General features: G+C 45.4%; 20 protein-coding genes. 4 read left to right on the forward strand and 16 right to left on the reverse strand.

The genetic code is table 11. From position 1 onward, the window contains the following. Positions 1-122: 122 nt before the first annotated feature. Positions 123-1,559 (forward strand): nicotinate phosphoribosyltransferase, encoded by a 1,437-nt coding sequence (locus KGF65_RS02450; RefSeq protein WP_216747979.1) that lies wholly within the window; start codon positions 123-125, stop codon positions 1,557-1,559. A gap of 240 nt (positions 1,560-1,799) precedes the next feature. Here KGF65_RS02450 and KGF65_RS02455 read toward each other — a convergent pair whose 3' ends face one another. The 14 genes from KGF65_RS02455 to KGF65_RS02520 all read right to left on the reverse strand — a co-directional run bounded on the left by KGF65_RS02455 (position 1,800) and on the right by KGF65_RS02520 (position 16,719). Then, on the reverse strand, positions 1,800-2,471 hold the full coding sequence (locus KGF65_RS02455) for a TetR/AcrR family transcriptional regulator (RefSeq protein ID WP_101873024.1): 672 nt from the start codon (positions 2,469-2,471) through the stop codon (positions 1,800-1,802). Positions 2,472-2,475: 4 nt separating this feature from the next. Next, entirely contained in the window at positions 2,476-3,723 is a 1,248-nt protein-coding gene (locus tag KGF65_RS02460) for an ABC transporter permease (protein WP_105923831.1), read from the reverse strand. Then, the gene (locus tag KGF65_RS02465) at positions 3,701-4,444 is read right to left on the reverse strand and encodes an ABC transporter ATP-binding protein (RefSeq protein WP_101873022.1); all 744 of its coding nucleotides are present in this window, start codon (positions 4,442-4,444) and stop codon (positions 3,701-3,703) included. Before KGF65_RS02465 ends, KGF65_RS02460 begins: the two co-directional genes overlap by 23 nt. A 372-nt stretch (positions 4,445-4,816) precedes the next feature. After that, positions 4,817-5,194 carry a PTS glucitol/sorbitol transporter subunit IIA gene (locus KGF65_RS02470; protein ID WP_216747969.1) on the reverse strand — a complete coding sequence of 126 codons (378 nt, stop codon included), beginning with the start codon at positions 5,192-5,194 and terminating at the stop codon, positions 4,817-4,819. 23 nt (positions 5,195-5,217) lie between these two features. Continuing rightward, positions 5,218-6,246, reverse strand: a complete 1,029-nt coding sequence (locus KGF65_RS02475; RefSeq protein WP_050339742.1) for a PTS glucitol/sorbitol transporter subunit IIB — start codon at positions 6,244-6,246, stop codon at positions 5,218-5,220. 14 nt (positions 6,247-6,260) lie between these two features. After that, complete coding sequence (locus KGF65_RS02480) at positions 6,261-6,812, reverse strand: PTS glucitol/sorbitol transporter subunit IIC (protein WP_050339744.1); 552 nt, start codon at positions 6,810-6,812, stop codon at positions 6,261-6,263. 10 nt (positions 6,813-6,822) lie between these two features. Next, positions 6,823-7,320, reverse strand: a complete 498-nt coding sequence (locus KGF65_RS02485) for a transcriptional regulator GutM (protein WP_050339746.1) — start codon at positions 7,318-7,320, stop codon at positions 6,823-6,825. After that, on the reverse strand, positions 7,320-9,164 hold the full coding sequence (locus KGF65_RS02490) for a PTS sugar transporter subunit IIA (protein WP_253954348.1): 1,845 nt from the start codon (positions 9,162-9,164) through the stop codon (positions 7,320-7,322). Before KGF65_RS02490 ends, KGF65_RS02485 begins: the two co-directional genes overlap by 1 nt. Before the next feature lie 38 nt (positions 9,165-9,202). Continuing rightward, positions 9,203-10,003, reverse strand: a complete 801-nt coding sequence (locus tag KGF65_RS02495) for an SDR family oxidoreductase (protein WP_050337647.1) — start codon at positions 10,001-10,003, stop codon at positions 9,203-9,205. A 261-nt stretch (positions 10,004-10,264) separates the two neighbouring features. Further along, positions 10,265-11,575 (reverse strand): D-serine ammonia-lyase, encoded by a 1,311-nt coding sequence (locus KGF65_RS02500; protein WP_216747971.1) that lies wholly within the window; start codon positions 11,573-11,575, stop codon positions 10,265-10,267. A gap of 1,289 nt (positions 11,576-12,864) precedes the next feature. Continuing rightward, the gene (locus KGF65_RS02505; protein WP_101873019.1) at positions 12,865-14,307 is read right to left on the reverse strand and encodes a 6-phospho-beta-glucosidase; all 1,443 of its coding nucleotides are present in this window, start codon (positions 14,305-14,307) and stop codon (positions 12,865-12,867) included. Positions 14,308-14,324: 17 nt separating this feature from the next. Further along, positions 14,325-15,764 carry a 6-phospho-beta-glucosidase gene (locus KGF65_RS02510; RefSeq protein WP_101873018.1) on the reverse strand — a complete coding sequence of 480 codons (1,440 nt, stop codon included), beginning with the start codon at positions 15,762-15,764 and terminating at the stop codon, positions 14,325-14,327. Positions 15,765-15,953: 189 nt separating this feature from the next. Further along, entirely contained in the window at positions 15,954-16,301 is a 348-nt protein-coding gene (locus KGF65_RS02515; RefSeq protein ID WP_003639489.1) for a PTS lactose/cellobiose transporter subunit IIA, read from the reverse strand. A 100-nt stretch (positions 16,302-16,401) separates the two neighbouring features. Beyond that, positions 16,402-16,719, reverse strand: coding sequence for a PTS sugar transporter subunit IIB (locus tag KGF65_RS02520; RefSeq protein ID WP_003639490.1), 318 nt, complete (start codon positions 16,717-16,719; stop codon positions 16,402-16,404). Positions 16,720-16,910: 191 nt separating this feature from the next. Between KGF65_RS02520 and KGF65_RS02525 the strand changes: the two genes are divergently transcribed. The 3 genes from KGF65_RS02525 to KGF65_RS02535 all read left to right on the forward strand — a co-directional run bounded on the left by KGF65_RS02525 (position 16,911) and on the right by KGF65_RS02535 (position 20,313). Next, positions 16,911-17,618, forward strand: a complete 708-nt coding sequence (locus KGF65_RS02525) for a GntR family transcriptional regulator (RefSeq protein ID WP_050337656.1) — start codon at positions 16,911-16,913, stop codon at positions 17,616-17,618. A gap of 92 nt (positions 17,619-17,710) precedes the next feature. Next, positions 17,711-18,445, forward strand: coding sequence for a glycosyltransferase family A protein (locus tag KGF65_RS02530; RefSeq protein WP_050337658.1), 735 nt, complete (start codon positions 17,711-17,713; stop codon positions 18,443-18,445). A 1,193-nt stretch (positions 18,446-19,638) separates the two neighbouring features. Then, entirely contained in the window at positions 19,639-20,313 is a 675-nt protein-coding gene (locus tag KGF65_RS02535; RefSeq protein WP_050337660.1) for a histidine phosphatase family protein, read from the forward strand. Here KGF65_RS02535 and KGF65_RS02540 read toward each other — a convergent pair. Both KGF65_RS02540 and KGF65_RS02545 read right to left on the reverse strand, forming a co-directional pair. Beyond that, positions 20,297-20,779, reverse strand: coding sequence for a hypothetical protein (locus tag KGF65_RS02540; RefSeq protein ID WP_216747972.1), 483 nt, complete (start codon positions 20,777-20,779; stop codon positions 20,297-20,299). The two genes, KGF65_RS02535 and KGF65_RS02540, sit on opposite strands and share 17 nt — an antisense overlap. A 205-nt stretch (positions 20,780-20,984) precedes the next feature. Further along, positions 20,985-21,818 carry an HAD family hydrolase gene (locus KGF65_RS02545; RefSeq protein WP_088770865.1) on the reverse strand — a complete coding sequence of 278 codons (834 nt, stop codon included), beginning with the start codon at positions 21,816-21,818 and terminating at the stop codon, positions 20,985-20,987. Positions 21,819-22,099: the final 281 nt, after the last annotated feature.

Below are 22,099 nucleotides of genomic sequence, written 5' to 3' on the forward strand. Positions count from 1 at the left end.
TCGATAGGCTTATTCTAACAGAAAACTTGCAGAATAGCTTTCATCAATTAACAAACTATGCTAAACTAGGTTCACTTCACATAGGTGTCAAGACACCTAAATTCAAACAACGGGATCGATGCATAATGCGCAATTTATCTTTATTAACTGACTTATACGAGTTTTCGATGGCCAATGGATTTTATCACGATTTGCCAACCACCAACGCCACCTTCGACCTCTTTTATCGTCGGGTGCCTGATAACGGTAGTTTTGTGATTGCTGCCGGCTTACAGCAAGTGATAGAGGCACTTCAAAATGGACAATTTTCTGATGATGACTTGGCCTACTTCCGCCAATTAGGCCTGTGGGATGAGCAATTCTTAACGGAATTAGCAAATTTCAAACTTACTTGCGAACTACAGGCGTTACCTGAAGGCACACCCGTCTTTCCACGCGAACCACTGCTCACCGTGACCGGCCCACTGTATCAAGCCCAGTTATTAGAGACCTTACTGCTCAACATTGTCAATCACCAATCCCTGATTGCGACCAAGGCCCGTCGTTTGAGCGAAGCGGCAGCCGGACGACCGATTATGGAATTCGGCGCCCGCCGTGCACAAGGTCCCGATAGTGCCATTTATGGCACACGCGCGGCTGTGATTGGTGGCGCCAGTAGTACATCCAACGTTCTGGCTGCCAAACAATTCGGCATTCCAGTAGCCGGTACGATGGCACATAGTTGGATTGAAGCCTTTCCTGATGAATTGACCGCTTTTCGGCAATGGGCCAACCGTTATCCAGATAATAGCGCGCTACTCGTCGATACTTACGATGTCTTAAATTCCGGACTCCCAAACGCCATCACCGTCTTTAAAGAGCTCCGTGCCGCGGGCCATGAACCCGTCGGTATTCGAATCGACTCTGGTGATGTTACCAGACTCTCTCAGGCTGCTCGTACCCAATTAGATGAAGCGGGCTTTCCAGACGCTAAAATCACCATTTCTAACGCCCTCGATGAAGCGATTCTGACGTCATTACGACACGAAGGTGCGCCAATCGATAATTTTGGTATCGGTGAAAAACTGATTACTAGCGCCTCATCACCCGTGCTCAGCGGTGTTTACAAACTCGCCGCAACCGAGCTGGATGGCAACATCGCACCCAAAATCAAGGTCAGTGCCAGTCGTGAAAAGCTGACGATTCCGGGTCAAAAACAAGTCTACCGACTCTATCATCGTGGCACCCAGCAAGCCTTCGCGGATTTGATTGCCCTAACTTCGGAAGCAATCGTCGAACAAACTGAACTAACGGTCGTCAATAGTGACCCAGTCAGTGTCGAGCGTGAACAACAACTGACTAATTTTGAGGCCCGACCATTGCTTGAACCCGTCGACCTGACGACAACATCGGCCGTGTCAGTCCAAGCCATTCAAGCAAATATGAAGGCCCGACTCGCCGAACTACCACGCGCAACCCAGCGATTGGTCAATCCGGACAGTTATCCGGTCTACATGACGACGACCCTCAGCCATTTACAATCTGAGTTGTTGACGCAATTGACGGTGGGTTCGGACTAGCGGACTGCGGCTTATATTTTTGCTCAAAATAGCCGAGATACTTCAGTATGGGAAAACTGAGGTATCTCGGCTGTTGATTTTGCAAGCTCATGCCATTATTTACGTTTAAAATCATCGATTGGCAATCCCACCTTGCCAACATCCGTCTCCCCAACCAGCACAAAACAAGCGTTGGCGCTCGAACACAGTCCGCACGCCAACGCTTGTTCAAATTTTTATCTGCTGATGGTTACAAAAACACTAGTCAATTTCTAACTGGTCGTTTTCACCAGGCGTCAATACTTTCGTTAGCACCGCAATCAAGTAAGTTCGTTCGCGGTCAAAAGACGTTCCAGGAAACCCCATCATCAGCCGTGCAATATAGCCAAACACCTGGGACAATAGTGTTTGAATGATTAAGTCGTTAGGCCAATCAACCATCAATTTGTCAGCTTTGAGTTGGTCGAGCACACTGCCGACTTGCTGGACCATTTGCGGCGCAATCTGACTTAAAATACGCTCACGCCGTGTCGCATCAAACGCCGCCATCTCAAAAATCACTTTTAGTTCTTTAAGATTATTTTGGACAAACTGCATCCGGTCGTTGACGACTGCCGTTAAAAAGGCCTGCAAGCTCGGATAGCGCCGATGCAATTCATCTTCAGAAAAATCACTCGCCAAGATCGGTACAATCTTAGCTGCAATCGGTGCTAACACCGCATCACGCAACGCCGCCTTCGTTTTGTAACGGCGATAGACCGTTCCCTCTGCGACGCCGGCTCGCTGTGCGATGTCACTCGTGCTCGTCTGGTCGAAGCCCTTTTCCGCAAACAAGTCCAGGCTAGCTTGTAAGATGGCCCGTTGCTTAGGTGTGATATTCTGATTTTGATCTAAGTCTTGTTGAAAATAATCTCGTATCCGTGGTCGTGCCATGCGCTCACACCTTTCGATAACGTTTCATTCCAACGATATTTAACATCGTCAGAACAACCATGAATCCTACTAATACTAACAAATCAAGGCCGATGTCTGCAAATCCAGCCCCCTTAGTTGCGACTGCCGTTAACGCATCAGCGCCATAGTACAGTGGCATAATGTGGGCAATCACTTGTAACCAGTTGGCCATGCCGTCAACAGGAATTAATCCCGCAAAGAAAATCTGAGGGACCACCACCAACGGAATGAATTGAATCATCTGAAATTCTGAATTGGCAAACGTCGAAATAAAAATACCCAATGTCAATGCAACCAACGCCAACAACAGATTCGTCAGGAAGACCAATCCCAGGCTCCCCACTAGATGAATCTTAAAGACCGTGATGGCAAATAGGACCGTCACTAGCGTTTGGATGATGGCAAAACAGCCGTAACCAATCAAATAGCCACAAATAATCTCGCTGCGCCGAATCGGCGTCGCTAACAACCGACTGAGCGTGCCAGTGGTCCGTTCATTCAGTAGCGAAATTCCCGAGATCAGGAAAACAAAGAAGAAGACGAAGAACCCCAGAAAGATTGGGAGGAAATTTTCAAAAAAGGTCGAATCACTACTGCCATAAATATAATGAGACTTAGTCGTATAATTTGTTGCTTTAGCTGACTGAGTCGAATTAGACGTCGCGGCTGTGGCCTGCTTGAGTTGCTTTTGTAATTTTTCAGCAGTTGCCTGGTCACCGCGAGCCTGGGCTTGTGCAATGGCAGTTTTAAGCTTCGTCACCGTTGCTTGTGTCTGAGCTGCTGTCAGCTTCTTCAAAGCGGCTTGTTGCGATTCGAGGGCCGCGCGCTGTTTCTTAGTAACGGTCACCAGCGTCTTCATTTTCAACTTAACTAATCCTGATTGTAAACTCGCCTTAATTAAAGACGTGTTGGTTGGATTGCTATTTGAATAAGTAATCGTCAATTGACCATTTTTCTGAGTCAAATAGCCATCTAAATCATGCTGCTTAATCATTTTCCGTGCTTGTGAACTATCATAATGATGAATCGTCACGTTTTTGGTATCAATCACGTTAACCACGGATTGGTCAACATGATGAACACCCAAGCTCGCTACTTGCGTCGTATTATTTTGAAATAAGAAATACATCAGCGTCATAATCAGTAATGGTGCCAAAAACATTAAGGCTAACGTCCGCTTATCTCGTAACAGTTGCTTAAAAACTCGTCTAACGATTGCCATTGTTCGCATCTTGCATCCGCCCCGCTTTCAAAAAGACTTGTTCGATTGTGGCCACATCATACTGTTGTTTCAAATCATGGGGCGTCCCTTGAGCTAACGCGATCCCACCACGAATCAACATTAAATAATCGCACCGTTCCGCTTCATCCATCACGTGGGTCGTCACCAACATGGACTTGCCCGTGGCTTTCAACTTGTTCAGTTCGGCCCAAATTTGTTGCCGTAATTCCGGATCGATTCCGACGGTCGGTTCATCCAAAATCAACAATCGTGGATCTTGGATCAGTGCGATTGCTAATGATAACCGGCGTTTCATCCCACCAGAATAACCACTGACCCGCTGATCCAATTGACTTGTTAAATCGACCAATCCCGCTGCATAATCAATCATTTGGACTAACTTCTGCTTAGGCACTGACATCAACTGGCCGAAGAACTTCAGATTCTCACGGGCAGTTAGCGTTTCATACAACGCATCACTTTGCGCCATATAACCAACTTGCGCCATCACCGCCCGATTAGGCATCCGCGTGCCCATCACATCCACGGTGCCCGAATCCACCGCTTCCATGCCTAAAATACTTTTAATCAAGGTTGTCTTCCCAGCACCAGATGGCCCAATCAAGCCGTAAATCATCCCGGATGGCAGTGTTAAGTCAATTTGATTCAAAACTTGTTGTCGCCCAAAACTCTTGCTAACTTGTTGTGCAACCACATAATTCGTTGTCATCTCAAACCCCTTCTTTCAAAAGTGAGTGTTCACTCACTCATTTATTGACTTTAGTATAAAACCGCTAAAGCTTGCTGTCAATGAAAATATGAGTGAACGCTCATTTTTATGTATTGCAACAACATTCTAAGTTCATCTCACTAGAAAAAACGCTTTTGTTTCCTAAATTAATTGTAGCCACTATTATCCATTTTTAGAGGTCGCGTCTTTCCACTGAGAGGCGCGAATGACAAGTCAAGCATGCCGAAGTAGCAGATCTATCCAATGATTACGAAAAGCATAAAAGACTTTGCAGCTGCCTTGCCGACAAAGTCTTTTCTAACTAATGCACTTTTTCACAGTTGATAGGTCGCTCATAGCAAGCGCTATCATTTAAGCCTTCACAATTTTGATTTGGCTGCCAACCTTGATATCAGGATAGTCTGCTTGTTCAACATACAATGAGCCTGGCAGTTTAGCAGTCGTTTCACCTGTAAAACAAACCGCCGTATGTCCCAGACGCCCAAGATTGGTTTGGACCTCATTACCAACCGCCGTAATCTGATATGTCTGATTATCGATTATCAAGCTCATGCCTGGTTCAATCGTGTCTTGCAAGGGCTTGACATTGATAATAAAGCAAGATGGTCGCAACGCGTCCGGTGCTTCATTACCAAATAAAATTGCCATACCAATCGATTCAAAATCTGGTGTCTCGGCACCAACTTCTAATACTTGTGTCTCAAAAATCGTTTGATTCTTCGTCATCATGATAATCACCTCAAAAAATTATACTATTTTGTATATAGTCCAAAACTAGCGATCCAAGCAACAAACACCCGTGGGACCCCATTAATAAACCGACTATACAAAACTGATGGAACCCCAACTTCAACCGTCTTTGCATCCGCTTCAGCTAACCCCAATCCAACGGGAATAAAGTCACAACCGTTTTGCGTATTAATCGCAAACAATGCGGGCAAGGCATATTGTGGTGGAATATTACCTTTTCCAATCTCAACACCAATCAAAGTGCCGACCACTTGTCCGATAACACCGCCAGGGCCTAATAGTGGGGATAAGAATGGCAGTGAACAAATCAGTCCTAAAATCATAAGGCCCCACACGTTACCGGCTAACGGCTCCATCACTTTAGCAAATACTTTCCCAATGCCTGAACCGTTGATAATCCCAACTAGTAGTGCCACAAACGCCATGAACGGGATAATCGTGTTGATAACGGTCTGCACCGCATCCTTAGCCGCTTGGTTGAACGTCGAAACCACTCGTCCAGCACCAATCCCGATTTTAGTTAAAACTCCCGGATTCTGAGCCTGTTGCGTTAACGTTTTTGATTGATCAATACCTTCTGTTGCTGTTTGTGACTCAGTATCCGCAGCTACAGGTTCAGCTGATTTCACGGTTTGAACCGGAACATCATCTTCGGTCCCTAACAACGTGATTTGATCCACGTCCACGTTCGAAACATAATTATCTTCACGCATAAACTGTGCTAATGGGCCACTTTTCCCAGTTGGTAAGACGTTGATCGTCGGAATTCCTTTTTTAGGATAAATCCCACAACGCAAGGTTCCACCACAATCAACAATTGCCAGTGCAGTCTCTTCATCTGGAATCGCCGTTTTAAAGCCATCGACTGCTTCCATCCCAGTCAATTTGGCAATTTTATCGACGATTGCAGGTCGATTACCACCGGTAACATAAATAAATTTGTTTTTGTCAGCAGTTGGTGTGATCGTAAGTGGGCCGCCCCAGCCACCTGCACCTTTAACAACTCGAATGCTATGATATTCTTTACTCATCATCTATCCCTCACTTATCCATCTAAATCGACAGTCTTAGACAGTGTAATCCCTTGTTGTTTACAAACATAGGCCGTTGTAAAGTCGGTGATCCATCCACCAATAAAGTTCATCACAAGCCCGACCAACAAATACCGAACAGCTAAGTCCATCGTATTTAAGCCTAGTTTTTGAACCCCCTGTGCAATTCCTAACCAAATAAAATATTCTGAGGGATTAATGTGTGGAAAAACACCATTACTGGTATGACAGAATTGCGCAATTGCTGCATACCAACTTGGCTTATAATATTCCGGTAAGAAGCGTCCCATTGAGTGGGCCATTGGATTTCCTAACATGAACGCTGAAACAAATGGTAAAATCAAATATCGTGTCACTGGATTCTTGGATGACGCTTTCGCCAACTTAGCCATTCGTTTATCCCCGATGAAGGCAATGATGGCATTCATTAAGACTAACAGTAACAGGACAACTGGAATGATGGAGGACATCCAGCCAACGAACGTCTTACCACCACTCTGAAAAAGTCCCATAAAACCGGATGCGAGATCAGTAATTATTTTCATTATGTTCACCTCAATCATTCATTTGTTTATGCCGACGAGCCATCGTCAGTTTATAAAAAATCGACTTCGCTTTTTCAACCATTGGTAGGCTCCAAATCTTGATTGACGAATCGAATTCACTTGGCGCCAATTGCTTCGTCCGGTAGTTGATGAAATTCTTATAGGCATCTAAGATACAAGCGCGGGTCAATTTATCAAATTCACGTAATGTTGAATAGGATGCCGCAACTTCTGCTAAATTCTGATTTTTCAGAGATTTAATCTCTTTGAACGTGGCAAAAATAGTCACACCCTTCATCATCTGCGCTTCCAAAATGGTCCCTTGTGAGTTCACAGCAATTAAGATTAATGTGCCAGAACGAAACTTTTTGGGCTTTTTACCAATTGCGACCGGTGCTAAGGTTCGCAGGTGGTGAAAAGTTCGTGAAAAACTATTAATTTGATGTAATCCTAACAATCCCTGCAATAAAAATGCCCCAACTAATAATATCCCGAAATAAATTAACATTATATTGCCTCCATTAACTGAATAATTGAGCGCGTACTATCATAATTCTTCAAATTATTATAAATATTGCCATTCGCTGCAATACTTCTTATTAAATCATAAACTTGGGACAACACGCGACTCAAATTTGCATCCAGTTGCTTCGGAATTGCGACTAAAAAGACAACCCTAACCTTCTGACCATCAAAACTCGTTGGCATCTTAAATAGTCCCACTGTCACTAGAATTCGTTTCAAGCCCGAGTTATCAATAACATGTGGTAAAGCAACCCCATCACCGAAAATGTTACTCGACTTACGCTCTCGAGCTTTCCAATCGGCAATAAAAGAATGCAGCAATTGGCCTTTATCAATTTCGGTCTCAATGAGTTGTTCAACGGCATTCATATACTTGATTGCCTTGTTAAAATGCGTCACTGTGAACTGACATAATCCTTGACTGATGGCATCTGCAACCAACGAAATCTGCAATCGCTGTCTGAGAATCCCCTGATTAAGGATTGAATTAAAGTGAATGACCGGCGCACGCTGGATCAACTCATTTTCGGTAATCAATTGATTGGAGAAAATCAGCAAATATTTTTCAGGGCTCTTCCGTAAGGCTTCTTCAGAGTTAAAAACATCAATTTGTAAGTCTTCATCAACAATGGTAGTCAACTGCTCACTCAAGAACTTTTTCATGCTCTCACTGAAAGGCTTCACTAACGCAATGCGATGAATAATTGGTGTCGTCATATATTCTTCCAGTTCCATTTGGAAGTAGACGGCTAGATAACCGACTTCTTGTTGCTTAATTTGTAACTGTAATCGCGTCGATAAAGCGGCCACAGTCTCACTAGCCAGTTCAGCAGCAACTGGATATTTATTCAGCATATCATTAGAAATGAAATTTTCAGTTTCCACATGGAAGACCGCGCGATTGATTAAGAACAGTAAATGATATTGCAATTCGGTCAATAATCGTTGAAAATCTAGCTGAACGTCGAGATGAGCCTTTATTTTTGGAAAAATAGCTTGCATTAGTGTGCCTATTTGACTGAGACCGCTTGTAATTAATTGTGGATCATCAATCCCCAGCTTCTTAATACTAAGCGGATAAGCGATAAAGGCCCACTCAGTAGTCGTCAGTGGCTGTCCGACAATCGTCGTTACTAATTCACGAAGCGGTTGGGTTTGTGAATCATTAACGACCACCGTATAATGTTTGATCTGATCATCAATACGGATATCGTATTGTTGTAACCACTTGACCACCGCAATATTTCGTTTAATCATACTAACCGTATTGTCACTCGCATCAAGCTGCTTGATCAGGTTAACCAATTTCACATCAGTTTGTTGTTTCCAAGTCAACTCCAATTCATAGTACTTACCAACCAAATTTCTGGTCACAGCAGCTAATTCATAATCGCGAGCAGCCGCCAACCGGATACCCCGATTAGTTTTGGCCTGAATCGTAATACCATACGGCGTTAGTTTAGCTTTCAATTCTTTCAGGTCATTGGTCAATGTTCCATGACTAACCGCCAAAGAATCCGCCAAATCGTCAATCACAAGATAGTTTGATAAGTGTTTGATTAATTCTTTTAAAATGGTCACCTGCCGCTTATCTGGATCATTAAAATCCAAATCACGCTTCAAAAAGAAGGTTTGAATTTTTGCGACTTCGGCATAATTGTTAATGATCAGATAAAACTTTGACCCGTTCATATTTATTTTGGCAATCCCATTCAAATACTCGTTAATATCACGAACATTCTTAATGATTGTTGACCGCGAAAGCGCGAACTGATTGCGAATTTCTCTGAGCGTTAATGCATCATTATTGATAAAAAAATTTAGCATTTCAAAATTCTGTCTGTTCATTTTATCACCACGCTATTCTAGCCGCGGCTCTTTCCACCCGCAACATTGATTGTAACGCCCGTAATGTAGCTGGCCCGATCTGATAATAAGTAATTAACTGCATCTGCAACTTCAGATAATTTGCCGCTACGTCCTAATGGCGTCGTTGTTGTACTCTTGTAGCCGGCCCGAATATCAGCCACTGTCTTGTGCCGAGTATAGGCCAGCGCTTCTTCATAACTTGAGGTGCGCAATCCCGTTGCTTCCATGATACCTGGTGCCACACCAACAACTCTGATATGATGCTCACCTAATTCTTTTGCCCATGAACGCGTGAAACCATTAATGGCCCCCTTAGTTGCAGAGTATACACTTTGACCCTGAGAACCTTCAAGTCCCGCTTCGGAGGACATATTTACGATGACACCATACTGTTGCTTCTCAAATTGATGCGTTGCCGCTTGTGACATCAGAAAGACGCTTTGCACATTTACCGCAAACATTTTTTGAAAATCTTGTTGGGTAAACTCATATTTTCCAAACGGTTCTTGCGCGTCTGCCAACAGCCGTGGTAAATTAATCCCGGCATTATTGACCAAGCCATCGAGCTTACCTTGATCCGTGACGACCTGTTTTACTAGTGATGTCACCGCATCCTGATTCGTAACATCCGTTTCAACAAAATGTAAATTAGGATGATTTAATTCTGGCTGATTCAAATCAGCATCATAGACAATTGCTTCGTTATTCAACAATTCCGTCACAATGGCTGCACCAATACCAGATGATCCACCCGTTACCACGTAGACGCGACCAGTTAAATTAATCCAATTATTCATAAAATGACACTCCTCGTATAATGTGACTTGCTTTTGTTTACAAATACATCATAGATGAAAGCGCATTCACCATTAAGCCAACATTTTACGACCACTGAGTTCAAATTATTAGCTTAATTGTTTCAATCTATTCTTACACAACAAAAAAGACGTAGCATCGTTTGATTACTGCGTCTCAATACATCTCTATTAACAGGCACATTATTAATACATGTTGTCCGCCGATTTAGTTTCTACTATCTTCATGTAATAACGAACTACCTACTCGCCCTCAACCGCCAACAACAATTTCCGTCCTAGATCATAATCCAATTGCCGTTCGGATTCCGGCATCATGTCGCCACCGGTTGCCCAGACGATGTGAGTCACATTTTTGCCAGCGAGTTCAGGAAACTGATTAGTGATGGGTGCGATGGCGGTAAACCCAGCGGTTGCAGATGGTTCGACCATCACTTGCTCCGTGTCCAACAACTTAGTCAAATACTTATAAAGCTCATTGTCTTCAAAGGTGGCGGTTCCTAATAGTAAGGTCCGCATGATTTTGCCCGCTAACCGGGATGGGCGACTAACCGCGAGTCCATCCGCTGCCGTCAAGCCATCTAAACCGATATCCTGAACAGCGATTTTTTCATTGAGCTTGGTCATCATGCCCAGGGTGACGGATGGCACGTGGGTCGGTTCGCAAAAGACCGGATAGATGGCGTCGCCCATGATCATCTTCAGCCCGAACGCCACGCCACTCGGACTACCACCGACGCCGGCTGGCAGATAAACGACGACTGGATGTTGGTCGTCTAACGGAATGCCCTGCGTCTTTAATTGGTGCTGCAAACGCACACCGGCCACCGCATAGGCTAAGAACAAGTCCCGAGAGCCCTCATCATCGACAAAATGGGTATGCGGATCCTTAGCTGCCGCCGCTCGTGCGACTGGAATCACACTGGAAAAGTCCGTGTTCAGTTCTTCAACTGTGATGCCATTAGCACGTAACTTATCTTTCTTCCACTGCCGAGCGTCGTGTGACATGTACACCGTCGTTTTAAAGCCAAAGGTTGCGGCCATGATACCCACGCTGAGTGCTAAATTACCAGTCGACGCTACAATCACACCATATTGTGCGAACAAGTCATGATACTTGGGCGTGGCCAGTACGCTATAATCGTCCATGTACGTTAAATCCGTATGCGTCATGGCGACCTGTTCGGCGAATTTCAGCACTTCATAAATGCCACCGCGTGACTTGATCGACCCTGAAATCGGTAACTGACTGTCCGCCTTGAGATACAATTGCCCTGCCAAAGATTGATGATTAATGGCCTCCCACGCCGGTTGCATATGCTGGAGCTTCAGTAGTGGCGATTCAATCACGCCATTCATCGCTGCTGTTTCTGGAAAAGCGACGGCTAAGAAGGGCGCAAAACGCTCCCAGCGCACCACCGCATCAAAAATATCTGCCCGCGTCAATGGCAACTCAGCCGATTCGCCATAATCCGGGTTACGCCAAACAATCGGCTGTTCTGCCATTAAATCCTTGATCTGTGGGTGCTTTTCAATCATTACCGTTGTATCCATACTTTCAGGTCCTTTTCGTTTAATTGATTCATGTTAGATAACATGACACCACTTTCGTTCATCATTTAACCACACTTAGCCCGCTTTAACAATCCTTGGCGCCAAATTCACCTGAATTGTTGGTTGAGCGACCCAACATGCGGGGAAGCCTGCAAAAGGAATGACCGTATACACATTGTGCTAGTTAGTGGATTCCTGTTCGTCAGCCGGTGAGCTTCCTATTCCGACTTCCAGGGCAGGCTGACAATTGCTGGAACGTAAGCCGACGTCGATTTGAACTCACGCAGAAAATCACTGCGCAATTTCAAATACGAGTCTTATTCTAAGCCGGAAGAAGACCACTTCCGACTAAGAATAATTTGGCTACTGAGCATTGTCAGCCAGCCCCTACAGTCGGGAAGCCACTCGAATGGCAGATGAACGGCCACCTATCTGGGTGCAATTGACCGCTGAACATTAAGCGACTGGCCCTTCATGCGAACTGCGAATCAACATCTATAGTATTCGTACTCTGGCAAGACTGCCTAATGATTATTGTATGATTCTTAGGCTTACGAACAGACGATAAAATTACCATTCATGTAAAATTCAAGGCTCTAGTATCTGAGTTGACGTGAGAAAATTCACCAATGTTCGCCGATGCTCATGATTCATAGTCTCAAAATATGGGCAAGTAGCTAAAATATTACCAATAACTAGGCTTACGTTGAATGTCAAAACGACTGTTAATTCAAACTTAGCGATCAGTCCATCAAATATTGAGTTCGCATATATTTGCCTTCCGAATACCATCCCGGATGGAGGTATTCTGGGCAAGGCCCAGTGTCTTTCAGCCTGTGAGGTTCAGACAGGTTTGGACTGAGGATTAGCCTAGCTGGAGCGTTAAGCGGTGAACTTCCGCTTGGCGTTCTGGCGTAGCTAACCGGAAGTCCCAGTCTGACTCGAGCACATTTTATCCATATCACAGTTAACATGAAAGACCAGTATTTAAGACGTGGTTTGTCGGCTTAAATCTGTGTCCACTACGTCACGGCCATTGTCCAGAATGCCTGGAAGCCGTAGTAGGATGTGTCTATCACTGCAATTTTATACTAACTTGCTTTGTTTCCAGCGGGTCTTAGCTGGCTTTCTTTGAACGAGAAATTGGCATGTACTTAATCCTTTTTAATCCCAAATTCAAAAACGGCGTTCAAAGCCCATTCGCTTTAAATACCGTTTGCTGATTCATTGTTAACTTTAGTAAACTAACTGCTCAGTTGAGTATAACCGGTACATCGCATCCGAGAACCCTATTTCAAGTCTGCACCGTTAGTCCGGATGACTTTTTGATACCAGTAGAATGAGTCCTTCTTGGAACGGTCTAGTGTCCCCTGGCCTTCATCGTCTTTGTCGACGTAAATGAAGCCGTAACGTTTCGACATCTGACCAGTCCCAGCGGAGACCAAGTCAATGCAACCCCATGGCGTGTAGCCAATCAGGTCGACACCGTCTTCATTGACCGCTTTGATCATCTCACTGATGTGCGCGCGTAGATAGTCAATCCGGTATGGATCGTGGATACTGCCATCGGCTTCGACCTTATCGCGAGCACCCAGCCCGTTTTCAACGATCATCATTGGCTTGTTGTAACGGTCTTGCAACCAGTTCAAGGAATAGCGTAGGCCTTCTGGGTCAATTGGCCAATCCCATTCACTCGTCTTCAGATATGGATTATCGACCGCTTCTGGACCGACATAACGATAATCTGGGTTGTCATCTTGAGCAGCGACCGTGTTGGAGTTGTAGTAACTGAACCCAATATAATCCACGGTGCCTTCCTTCAAGACTTGCCGGTCTTCCGCCGTGATGTCAGGCCGGAAGCCAGTCCGCTTGAAGTAGGCTTCCATGTTATTTGGATAGTAGCCCCATGATTGCACATCCGCAAACCAGTAGCGCCGTTGCATGGCTTTTTCAGCTTGCATGATATCTTGTGGCTTAGCCGTTGCTGGGTAAATTGGCGTCATGTTGATCATGTTCCCAATCTGGAAATCTGGGTTGATCGCATGCCCAATTTTAACTGCCAAGGCACTCGCAACCACTTCGTAATGGGCGGCTTGATACATCAAAGCTTCTGCATCAGGGTCATCTGGTTTGAGGACCAAGCCGGAATCAGTTGCCATCAAGAATTGATTGGTATAGTTCGTTTGATTGTTGATTTCGTTAAACGTCATCCAGTACTTCACTTTGTTCTTGTAACGCTTGAAGACCGTTTCAGCGTAGTGTACAAAGAAGTCGATGACCTTGCGCGAACGCCAACCACCGTATTCTTTGACTAAGTGGTATGGCATTTCGAAGTGCGCTAAGGTGATGACCGGTTCGATGCCGTACTGGTGACAAGTATCAAACATGTCGTCGTAAAACTTCAAACCTTCCTCATTTGGTTCCGTTTCGTCGCCATTCGGGAAAATCCGCGTCCAGGCAATCGATGTCCGGAAACACTTAAAGCCCATTTCGGCAAATAACTTAATATCTTCCTTATAGTGATGATAAAAATCAATGCCTTCATGGTTGGGATAATTTTTACCGGCAATCACGCCATCAGTAATTTCACGTGGCACCCCATTGGCACCAGCGGTCATGACGTCAGCGACACTGACCCCTTTACCGCCAGCTTGCCAACCGCCTTCTAATTGATGGGCGGCAACCGCGCCACCCCATAAAAAGTCCGAACGTAATCCACTTGTCTCTGCCATACTACTTCATCCTTTCGCTATAAATCTTCACCATCACTCGCAATGACCTTCTGGAACCAGTCAAAGGAGTCCTTCTTCGAGCGGTCAAAACTACCATGGCCATCGTCATCCGCGTCAACGTAGATGAAACCATAGCGTTTGGCCATTTCACCGGTACTTGCCGAGACCAAATCAATGCAGCCCCATGGCGTGTAACCAATGAGGTCGACGCCGTCTAAGGCAACCGCTTCTTCCATCGCTAAAATGTGATCACGGAAGTAGCTGATACGATAATCGTCATGGACACTGCCATCGGCTTCCTTCTTATCATATGCACCAAAACCATTTTCAACGATGAATTGTGGCAAGTGCCAACGATCCTGCATCCAGTTCATCGCGTAGCGCAGCCCAGTTGGGTCGATCTGCCAGCCCCAGTCCGACTTTTCAACGTACGGATTGTCAACAAAATCATCCGGTTCCTTGAAGTCGTAGTCCGAGTCACCATCATGGCCCTTGGTCACAAACGACATGTAGTAGCTGAAGCCAACGTAATCGACCGTGCCGGCTTTTAACGTTGCCAAATCAGCCGCCGTAATATCCATATCAAAGCCTTTACGTTCAAAATACTTCGGTAACCACTTTGGATACTCGCCTAAGCAGTGGACATCGCCGAACCAGTAACGTTTCTGCATTGCCCGTTCGGCCATCATGATATCCGCTGGTTTGGCCGTCAGTGGATAGATTGGGCACATCGCCACCATACAACCAATCTGGAAGTCCGGATTAATCGCATGTCCCGCCTGAACGGCCAGCGCGCTCGCCACGAGTTCATAGTGGGCAGCTTGATACATCGCTTGTTCCCAGTTGTCATCCTTACCGAGTTGTAACCCGGAGTTTTGTAATAACGGATGGGGGTCGCTCCACGCCGTCTGATTATTGATTTCATTAAAGGTCATCCAATACTTGACCTTATCTTGATAACGTTCAAATACGACCTTCGCAAAGTGCAAGAAGAAGTCGATCATCTTCCGATTGCTAAAGCCACCATACGCCTTAACGAGGTGATAAGGCATTTCAAAGTGGGATAGCGTCACGACCGGCTGAATGCCGTGTGATAGCAAGTCATCAAATAAGTCGTCATAGAATTTCAACCCTGCTTCATTTGGCTCAGCTTCATCACCATTCGGGAAGATTCGGGTCCAGGCAATCGATGTCCGGAAACATTTAAAGCCCATTTCGGCAAATAATTGGTCATCTTCTGGATAACGGTGGTAGAAGTCATTGCCCCAATGGTTCGGGTAGATTTCCCCTTCCTTGACGCCATCCGTGACCTTGCGGGGAACGCCATTGCGCCCGGCCGTCATGACATCAGCAATGCTGACCCCTTTACCGCCAGCTTGCCAGCCACCCTCTAATTGATGGGCCGCGACCGCGCCACCCCACAGAAAATCTTTCGGCATTTTGTATCCTTTTGTCATGAACTAATTCCCTCCATTAATGCTGCTCAGTTAGCCTGAGTTACAGTCTTCGTAAGCTTAACAAACATTGGCCGCGTAACCGCCACGTCCACGCGTTAAGCACCCGTCATCATCTTTGACTACGGCATGAATGAAAAAACAAGCCCAGACCAACACCAGCAGGTATTTGCCTAGGCTCCAATTAATTAATTACTTTGCTTCGTCAGCAGCTAAGCGACGATAAACGTCCACGACTTCACCAGCTAAATCCCGGAAAGTAATGGCATTCATGATATGATCTTGTGAATGTACGAGTAATAATGAGACGTGGGTATGTTCACCCTGTGCTTCTGCGGTCAGCATCGAAGTTTGTGAATTGTGTGCTTCCGTCAAGAAGTTATCGGCTTCCTTCAACTTCGCATCCGCAGTTTCAAAATCGCCTTCCTTAGCAGCTTTAATTGCTTCGAAAGCGGAACTCTTTGCATTACCACCATTAACGATCAGTCCCATGATAGTTTCAAGACTTGCTTCAACTTCTTTAGTTTGTTCTTCTGCCATTGCCCTCATCCTTTTAGCGTTTTTTTCGTGTGCGTGACAATCAAAATGCCACCACGCCCGGTAAAACTACCGTGGCATGGTCGCATCGATAATTCATTGATTAGTTAGCTTTTGCAATTGATGCTTCGGCTTCCTTCAAAACTTTTTCGCCGTTCATCATCCCGTAGTCTTGCATGTTGATTACTTCAACTGGAATATCCACGCGCTTCTGGAAATCACTTAACATGTAACGAACTTGTGGTCCAAGCATTAAAATGTCAGGATTCTTTTCAGCCAACTTAGCATCGGCGTCACTGGCAGCGGTTGCAAAAATATCTGCATCGATACCTTCTGCTTCAGCAGCCTTTTGCATCTTGGATACTAATAATGACGTTGACATCCCAGCGGCACATACCAACATAATTGTTCTTTCAGCCATAATAAACACGCTCCTAGATCGTTTTAAATTTATATGTTACAGCGGTTGCTTTAATAAACCGCTTTCATTACAATTAGAATTATAAGTCATGGGTACAAATTTGACAAGCGTTATTAATCAGATATCTTCAATTTATTTAATTTGTACCCACAAATTAAACTATGACATTAACTTTGAAAGAAGTGGTTTCTATGTATCGTGAGATTGCGACCAAGCTCGTCGCCGCCATTCAAGACGGTGTTTTTACTGTCAAATTACCCACCGAAGCACAATTAATGGAACGCTACCATGCGAGTCGGAATACGATTCGTAAAGCCATCGATTTAATCTACCAACAGGGCTTACTCCGCCGGGTTCAAGGGAGTGGCTATTACATTACCAATATCCAGTTACAACATAAAACGGTCGTCAACTTGTCGGCTCGCTCACTCTTCAATAGTAATCTGCATCCGCGCAACCTGAAGTCCAAAGTGCTCACCTTTGATACCGTCAAGGGTGACAGTGCATTGAGTCACCAACTTGGAATTCCAATCGACGAAGAACTGTACCGCATCATTCGTCTGCGCTACTGGCACGACCAACTCTACTGCCTGGAAAAAGCGTACTATCTACGTTCGGTCGTCCCCTACCTCTCCACGGAGGCCGTCAATAGCTCGATATGGGATTTCATCAACGAAGCATACGGCATCGGCATCGCCAATAGTGATGACTACCTGTCTCTCACCAACTTGAGTAAGGAAGAGGCCGAGCTGATGGACCTCGGGCACGGTGATACTTATTTGGCCCTCGATTCATCCAATTATTATAAAAATAATGGATTGCTTGATTTCTCACACACCGTCTTCGTTTATCCCGACTTAGCGCTCTATTTCCATACCACCAATTTGGCAAATAATTAATTTATGGCTAAAAAAGGGGATTTGACTACAAATTCATCACAATTTATGGGTATACTAGTAATAGTATTCAAATTTACGATGGAGGAATTAGCGTGTCAGCACCCCTTTTTTCAGTGGTTGTACCAGCTTACAACCAGCATAAATTTATAGACAGCTGCTTGACTAGTCTGCAACGCCAAACCCTGACCGACTTCGAAGTCTATGTGGTTGACGATTGCTCGACTGACGACACTGGCGAACAAATTGCCGCGTTAATCAAAGGTGATGACCGGTTCCACGTGATTACCCACACGACTAACCGGGGCGTCTCCGCAGCTCGTAATTCCGGTATGGCTGCTGCCAAGGGCAAGTACCTTTGTTTTGTTGACGGCGACGACTGGGTCGAACCAGATTTTCTGGCCACCTTCCTAGCCGCCTATCAAGCAGCCCCGAATACGCAACTCGTTGTCTGTGGGCACTATGGTTACTTAGCTGTTCCTAGTCCCGCTAAAACTTACAGTCAAAAAGATTTGATTGCCAACATCAATTTTGGGACCGTCGGCGGTTTTTCGTGGAATAAAGCATTCATTCGCGAGATTATTACCACCCACCACCTGACCTTCAACGAAGATATCAACTTTCTGGAAGACCAACTGTTTGCCTTCCGCTACGCCAACTACGTACAGTCCTCCGAATACGTACCGGATCGGACTTACCATTACCGTTGGCGCTTCCGGAGCAACCTCGCACATATCGGCATTCCGTTCTTCGTTGCCCGTCGCAAAATGATGAAGATTCTCAAGCAGGAAAAAAAGCAAGTTCTGAATGAAGATTGGAATAATCAATAAGCTTAAGACGTCCCTTATTTGGGACGTCTTTTGTTTTAGCTGATCACTATATGTATGATGATCGCCGTTATTTTCTGGCATGAATCATGATTGAAATGCCAGTTCTTAAGTTCAAAGACAGCCAGCTGAGACCCGCTGGAAACAGTGCGAGTTACCGTAAACTTGCTGTGGTGGATGCTTCCTAGTTTGGCTTCCAGGCATTTATGACAACGCTGGAACGCGATGGACACAGATTTAAGCCGAAACCCACGTCTTAAATACTGGCCTTCCACTAACCAAGCACACAACGCTTGCTAAGTGGAATTTCATCGCTGAGCATTGTCAGAAACACCTTCCAGCCGGGATGGTATTCGAAAGGCAGACATGTGCGGACCAACATTTTGTTGGATTTGTCGTTGGTTCCTTGGTACACAGTCATTTTTACATTCAACTGTCAGACTGGGTTTTAATGATAGCTAAGGCTCCTTACACATGCTGTCAGATAAGCAACTTCAATGAGTTTCTCTAGTAGTTTGAGATAGCGAAATCTCGGCTTCTAAGCGAAGGTAATTTTATCGAACAAATACAAGATTACTTACCATTGAAATTAGTGGCATTAAGATGAGTGAATAATATTCAGGTGATTTTCTCAGTAATTAAATACCAGAAGTCATCATCAATGCCGCTTATAAGCTCGCCCGAAGAACCAGTCACCTAATGTTCAACGTTCAATTGCACCCAAATAGGTGGCCGTTCATCCGCCATTCGAACGGCTTCCCGACTGTAGGGGCTGGCTGACAATGCTCAAGGGCGAAATTCTTCTTGTCCGGGCGGTTTTCCCGGGCTAGAAGAAGACTCGTATTTGAAATTGCGCAGTGGGGTTCTGCGTGAGTTCAAATCGATGTCCGCCCTGTTCCAGCGTTGTCAGCCAGCCCCGGAGGTCGGAATAGGGCGCGCTTCCGCTGACGAACAGCAATCCAACTTAGCATTTTTAATCATAATTCGTGACAAATTGACTCACACAATATGTTTGTTACCTGCCGCGTTAGATTTGAAATCAAAAGGTTGTCAAGACAGGGCCAACAGCTTTATCGCTTGTTTGGTACACGGCTTGTATCAAAATAAAGTTTCCATTAACAATTAAAGGCTTGTTGAATCTTAGGCCAGGCCTTACAATTGGATTATGTTCATCAAACTGCAAGGGAGGGTCAGCAATGGCAACGATTCACTTATACTTAGTTCGACATGGCCAAACAAAACTCAACGCGGCCGGCCGCCTACAAGGCATTTACGATTCAGAATTGACACATAACGGCGTGCGCGATGCGGAACGGTTGGCACGGATGCTCGCCGATACCCATTTTGACGCCGCCTATACGAGTGATCTAGGTCGAGCCCAACAAACCAGTCGCATTATTCTGGCGCACCATCCCGAAATTAAAAAGCCGACGATCGACGTCGGCTTACGCGAATTTAATTTTGGTGGACTAGAAGGCACCCGTAACATGTGGATCGTTAAGCAAGTCCGCAAACAATTGGGCATTGGGACCTTCATCAAGCTCATGCTGAGCCGTGAACGGTTTGCGACGCTGCTCTGGGTCTTCAATTCTCTTGACCAGACACGGGCAGCTGAGACCCTCGTCGGTGTTACGGACCGGATCAGTCGCACCCTGCGACGCATCTGTTTATACGAATCACAACATGGCGACCACGATAAGAACATTTTAATCGTCTCGCACGGACTCGTCCTAAGTGCCTTCTTATATCAAATCAGTCCTGGTGAACTGCCGACACGCTTGCTCAAAAACACCAGCGTAAGTCGCGTCGACTACCAAGATCGTCAGTTTGACTTAATCGACATCAACGTTACCCCTAAGAAGCGGGCCTAGTCGTTTCTAGACTGACCGGTTCCGCAGTACAACTTGGGAATTGTAACCGAGCTTGAATGCCGAAGAAGGCCTTGATTTTACGTTGGAGTTCTTGACCAGTCGCGTGCACCGATTCCGCACTGTCCGTCGTATCACCAATCACGACCAGAATTCGACTACTCTTACTATCAAGATTGGGTGCTAACGCGCTCGTCGTGGCAAGCTGAGCCCCCTGTGCCGTCACTTGTAGCTGCACTTCATCAGTGCCCAGCGCATTCATATCCCACGCGTTGATGGCCACCGGATGATGCGCATGAATCACTTGAATCAGGTCGGCTAAGGCACTCTGTGGTTGCGCGACAGGAATCTGCTGAGTCGTTAATTGCTTTTCAATTGCCGGGTTCAGCTCACGGTTATCAAGGTTGGTCATCGACAAAATGGCTAGCGGAATCTCCGCGGTGGTCGTCGGTAAAATTTCAATTTTCAACAGTTATCACTTCCTAAAAACACTTCATTACTAAGTGTGCCAAATTTGACGCAAATGTCAAACAACACTACTTGAGTCTTTGTGAAATATTAATCTTACCACAAAAAGGCGACCTCCGGGGATATTTCTGGAGATCGCCTTGAATGTCGTTTGACGCTATCAATCATTGCGACTAGGTCACTAACCGGCCGATTGTAAACTATCTTTACTTAACGTCTGCTAACGGATGCTCGGCAAAATAGCGTTCTAAGAACAGCGCCAACCCATCGTTATAGTTGGTATCCGTCACGTAGTTTGCAATGGTTTTCACTTGTGGTAACGCGTTGCCCATCGCGACTGATAAATCTGCTTCGGCCATCATGCCCACGTCATTTAACCCATCGCCAAAGACGAAGGTATGGGCGGCATCAACGTGCTGTTCCCGTTGGATTTGTTTAACGGCCGTCCCCTTATCCGTGTTGAGCGGAATCATTTCAATGTTATTCGGATTAGATGACGACAACCGCAATAACTTACTGTTGGTCAACTTTTCACGTGCAGAATCTAAACGTGACATATCCTCGCGACTGAGGATTACGCCATTCGTGATTTGGTCCTCGATGGTTGCCAATTGTGTAAAACTCTTAACTTCTTCATAGCCGATTGAAACTTCATCCGCATCAAAATTGGCCGCGTTCCGAGCAACAAACCGCGGAATCTGTTCGGTGTAATAAGCCATATCAGGTGTAAATAACATCATTGGCAAATTATCACGCCGCGCAATCAGATAGGCCAACTCTACGGCAGCGCCCCCCAGTTTAGTCAGCTCACGACCCTGAGCACCGTCAAAGACCGCCCCATTCGAGGTAACCAACCGCACATCCGGATTGAGTTTGTTACGGACGATTTTAGCCAATTCATACATCCGCCCCGTGGCAATATAAAATAGCACGTCCTGCTTCTGTAAGCGTTCAATCGTCGCTCTGGTCCGCTCTGAAACGTATTGATGTTCAGTCAAGAGCGTCCCGTCAATATCCATAAAAACTAAATATTTTGGCATAAGTGACTCCTCCTACGTAATTTACACTTACAATTGTACGCTATTCTTTCACAGAATGGAAATCGCTTTCAAAATTACTGAACATACCGCATTTTCATGATTAAGACAGCAGATTCATTCATTGCCGACGCACCAACACGTCTTACCTGACACCATGATTCACGCCCAATTTTCCCTTTTGCACCATTCCGGCAGGCTGCTCGGGCTAGAAATGCCAACACGCATCCTTAAATACCAACATTTTTGGTTTGCGACTGATTCAACTGACTAAATAATCTTAA

The organism is Lactiplantibacillus sp. 30.2.29, from assembly GCF_018991255.1.
GTDB lineage: Bacteria > Bacillota > Bacilli > Lactobacillales > Lactobacillaceae > Lactiplantibacillus > Lactiplantibacillus pentosus.

Excerpts from the sequence above, each read along its gene's own strand:
- KGF65_RS02455 (WP_101873024.1), bottom strand. The coding sequence starts at position 2,471 with ATGGCACGACCACGGATACGAGATTATTTTCAACAAGACTTAGATCAA.
- KGF65_RS02460 (WP_105923831.1), bottom strand. The coding sequence starts at position 3,723 with ATGCGAACAATGGCAATCGTTAGACGAGTTTTTAAGCAACTGTTACGA.
- KGF65_RS02465 (WP_101873022.1), bottom strand. The coding sequence starts at position 4,444 with ATGACAACGAATTATGTGGTTGCACAACAAGTTAGCAAGAGTTTTGGG.
- KGF65_RS02470 (WP_216747969.1), bottom strand. The coding sequence starts at position 5,194 with ATGATGACGAAGAATCAAACGATTTTTGAGACACAAGTATTAGAAGTT.
- KGF65_RS02475 (WP_050339742.1), bottom strand. The coding sequence starts at position 6,246 with ATGAGTAAAGAATATCATAGCATTCGAGTTGTTAAAGGTGCAGGTGGC.
- KGF65_RS02480 (WP_050339744.1), bottom strand. The coding sequence starts at position 6,812 with ATGAAAATAATTACTGATCTCGCATCCGGTTTTATGGGACTTTTTCAG.
- KGF65_RS02485 (WP_050339746.1), bottom strand. The coding sequence starts at position 7,320 with ATGTTAATTTATTTCGGGATATTATTAGTTGGGGCATTTTTATTGCAG.
- KGF65_RS02490 (WP_253954348.1), bottom strand. The coding sequence starts at position 9,164 with ATGCTAAATTTTTTTATCAATAATGATGCATTAACGCTCAGAGAAATT.
- KGF65_RS02495 (WP_050337647.1), bottom strand. The coding sequence starts at position 10,003 with ATGAATAATTGGATTAATTTAACTGGTCGCGTCTACGTGGTAACGGGT.
- KGF65_RS02500 (WP_216747971.1), bottom strand. The coding sequence starts at position 11,575 with ATGGATACAACGGTAATGATTGAAAAGCACCCACAGATCAAGGATTTA.
- KGF65_RS02505 (WP_101873019.1), bottom strand. The coding sequence starts at position 14,307 with ATGGCAGAGACAAGTGGATTACGTTCGGACTTTTTATGGGGTGGCGCG.
- KGF65_RS02510 (WP_101873018.1), bottom strand. The coding sequence starts at position 15,764 with ATGACAAAAGGATACAAAATGCCGAAAGATTTTCTGTGGGGTGGCGCG.
- KGF65_RS02515 (WP_003639489.1), bottom strand. The coding sequence starts at position 16,301 with ATGGCAGAAGAACAAACTAAAGAAGTTGAAGCAAGTCTTGAAACTATC.
- KGF65_RS02520 (WP_003639490.1), bottom strand. The coding sequence starts at position 16,719 with ATGGCTGAAAGAACAATTATGTTGGTATGTGCCGCTGGGATGTCAACG.
- KGF65_RS02525 (WP_050337656.1), top strand. The coding sequence starts at position 16,911 with ATGTATCGTGAGATTGCGACCAAGCTCGTCGCCGCCATTCAAGACGGT.
- KGF65_RS02535 (WP_050337660.1), top strand. The coding sequence starts at position 19,639 with ATGGCAACGATTCACTTATACTTAGTTCGACATGGCCAAACAAAACTC.
- KGF65_RS02545 (WP_088770865.1), bottom strand. The coding sequence starts at position 21,818 with ATGCCAAAATATTTAGTTTTTATGGATATTGACGGGACGCTCTTGACT.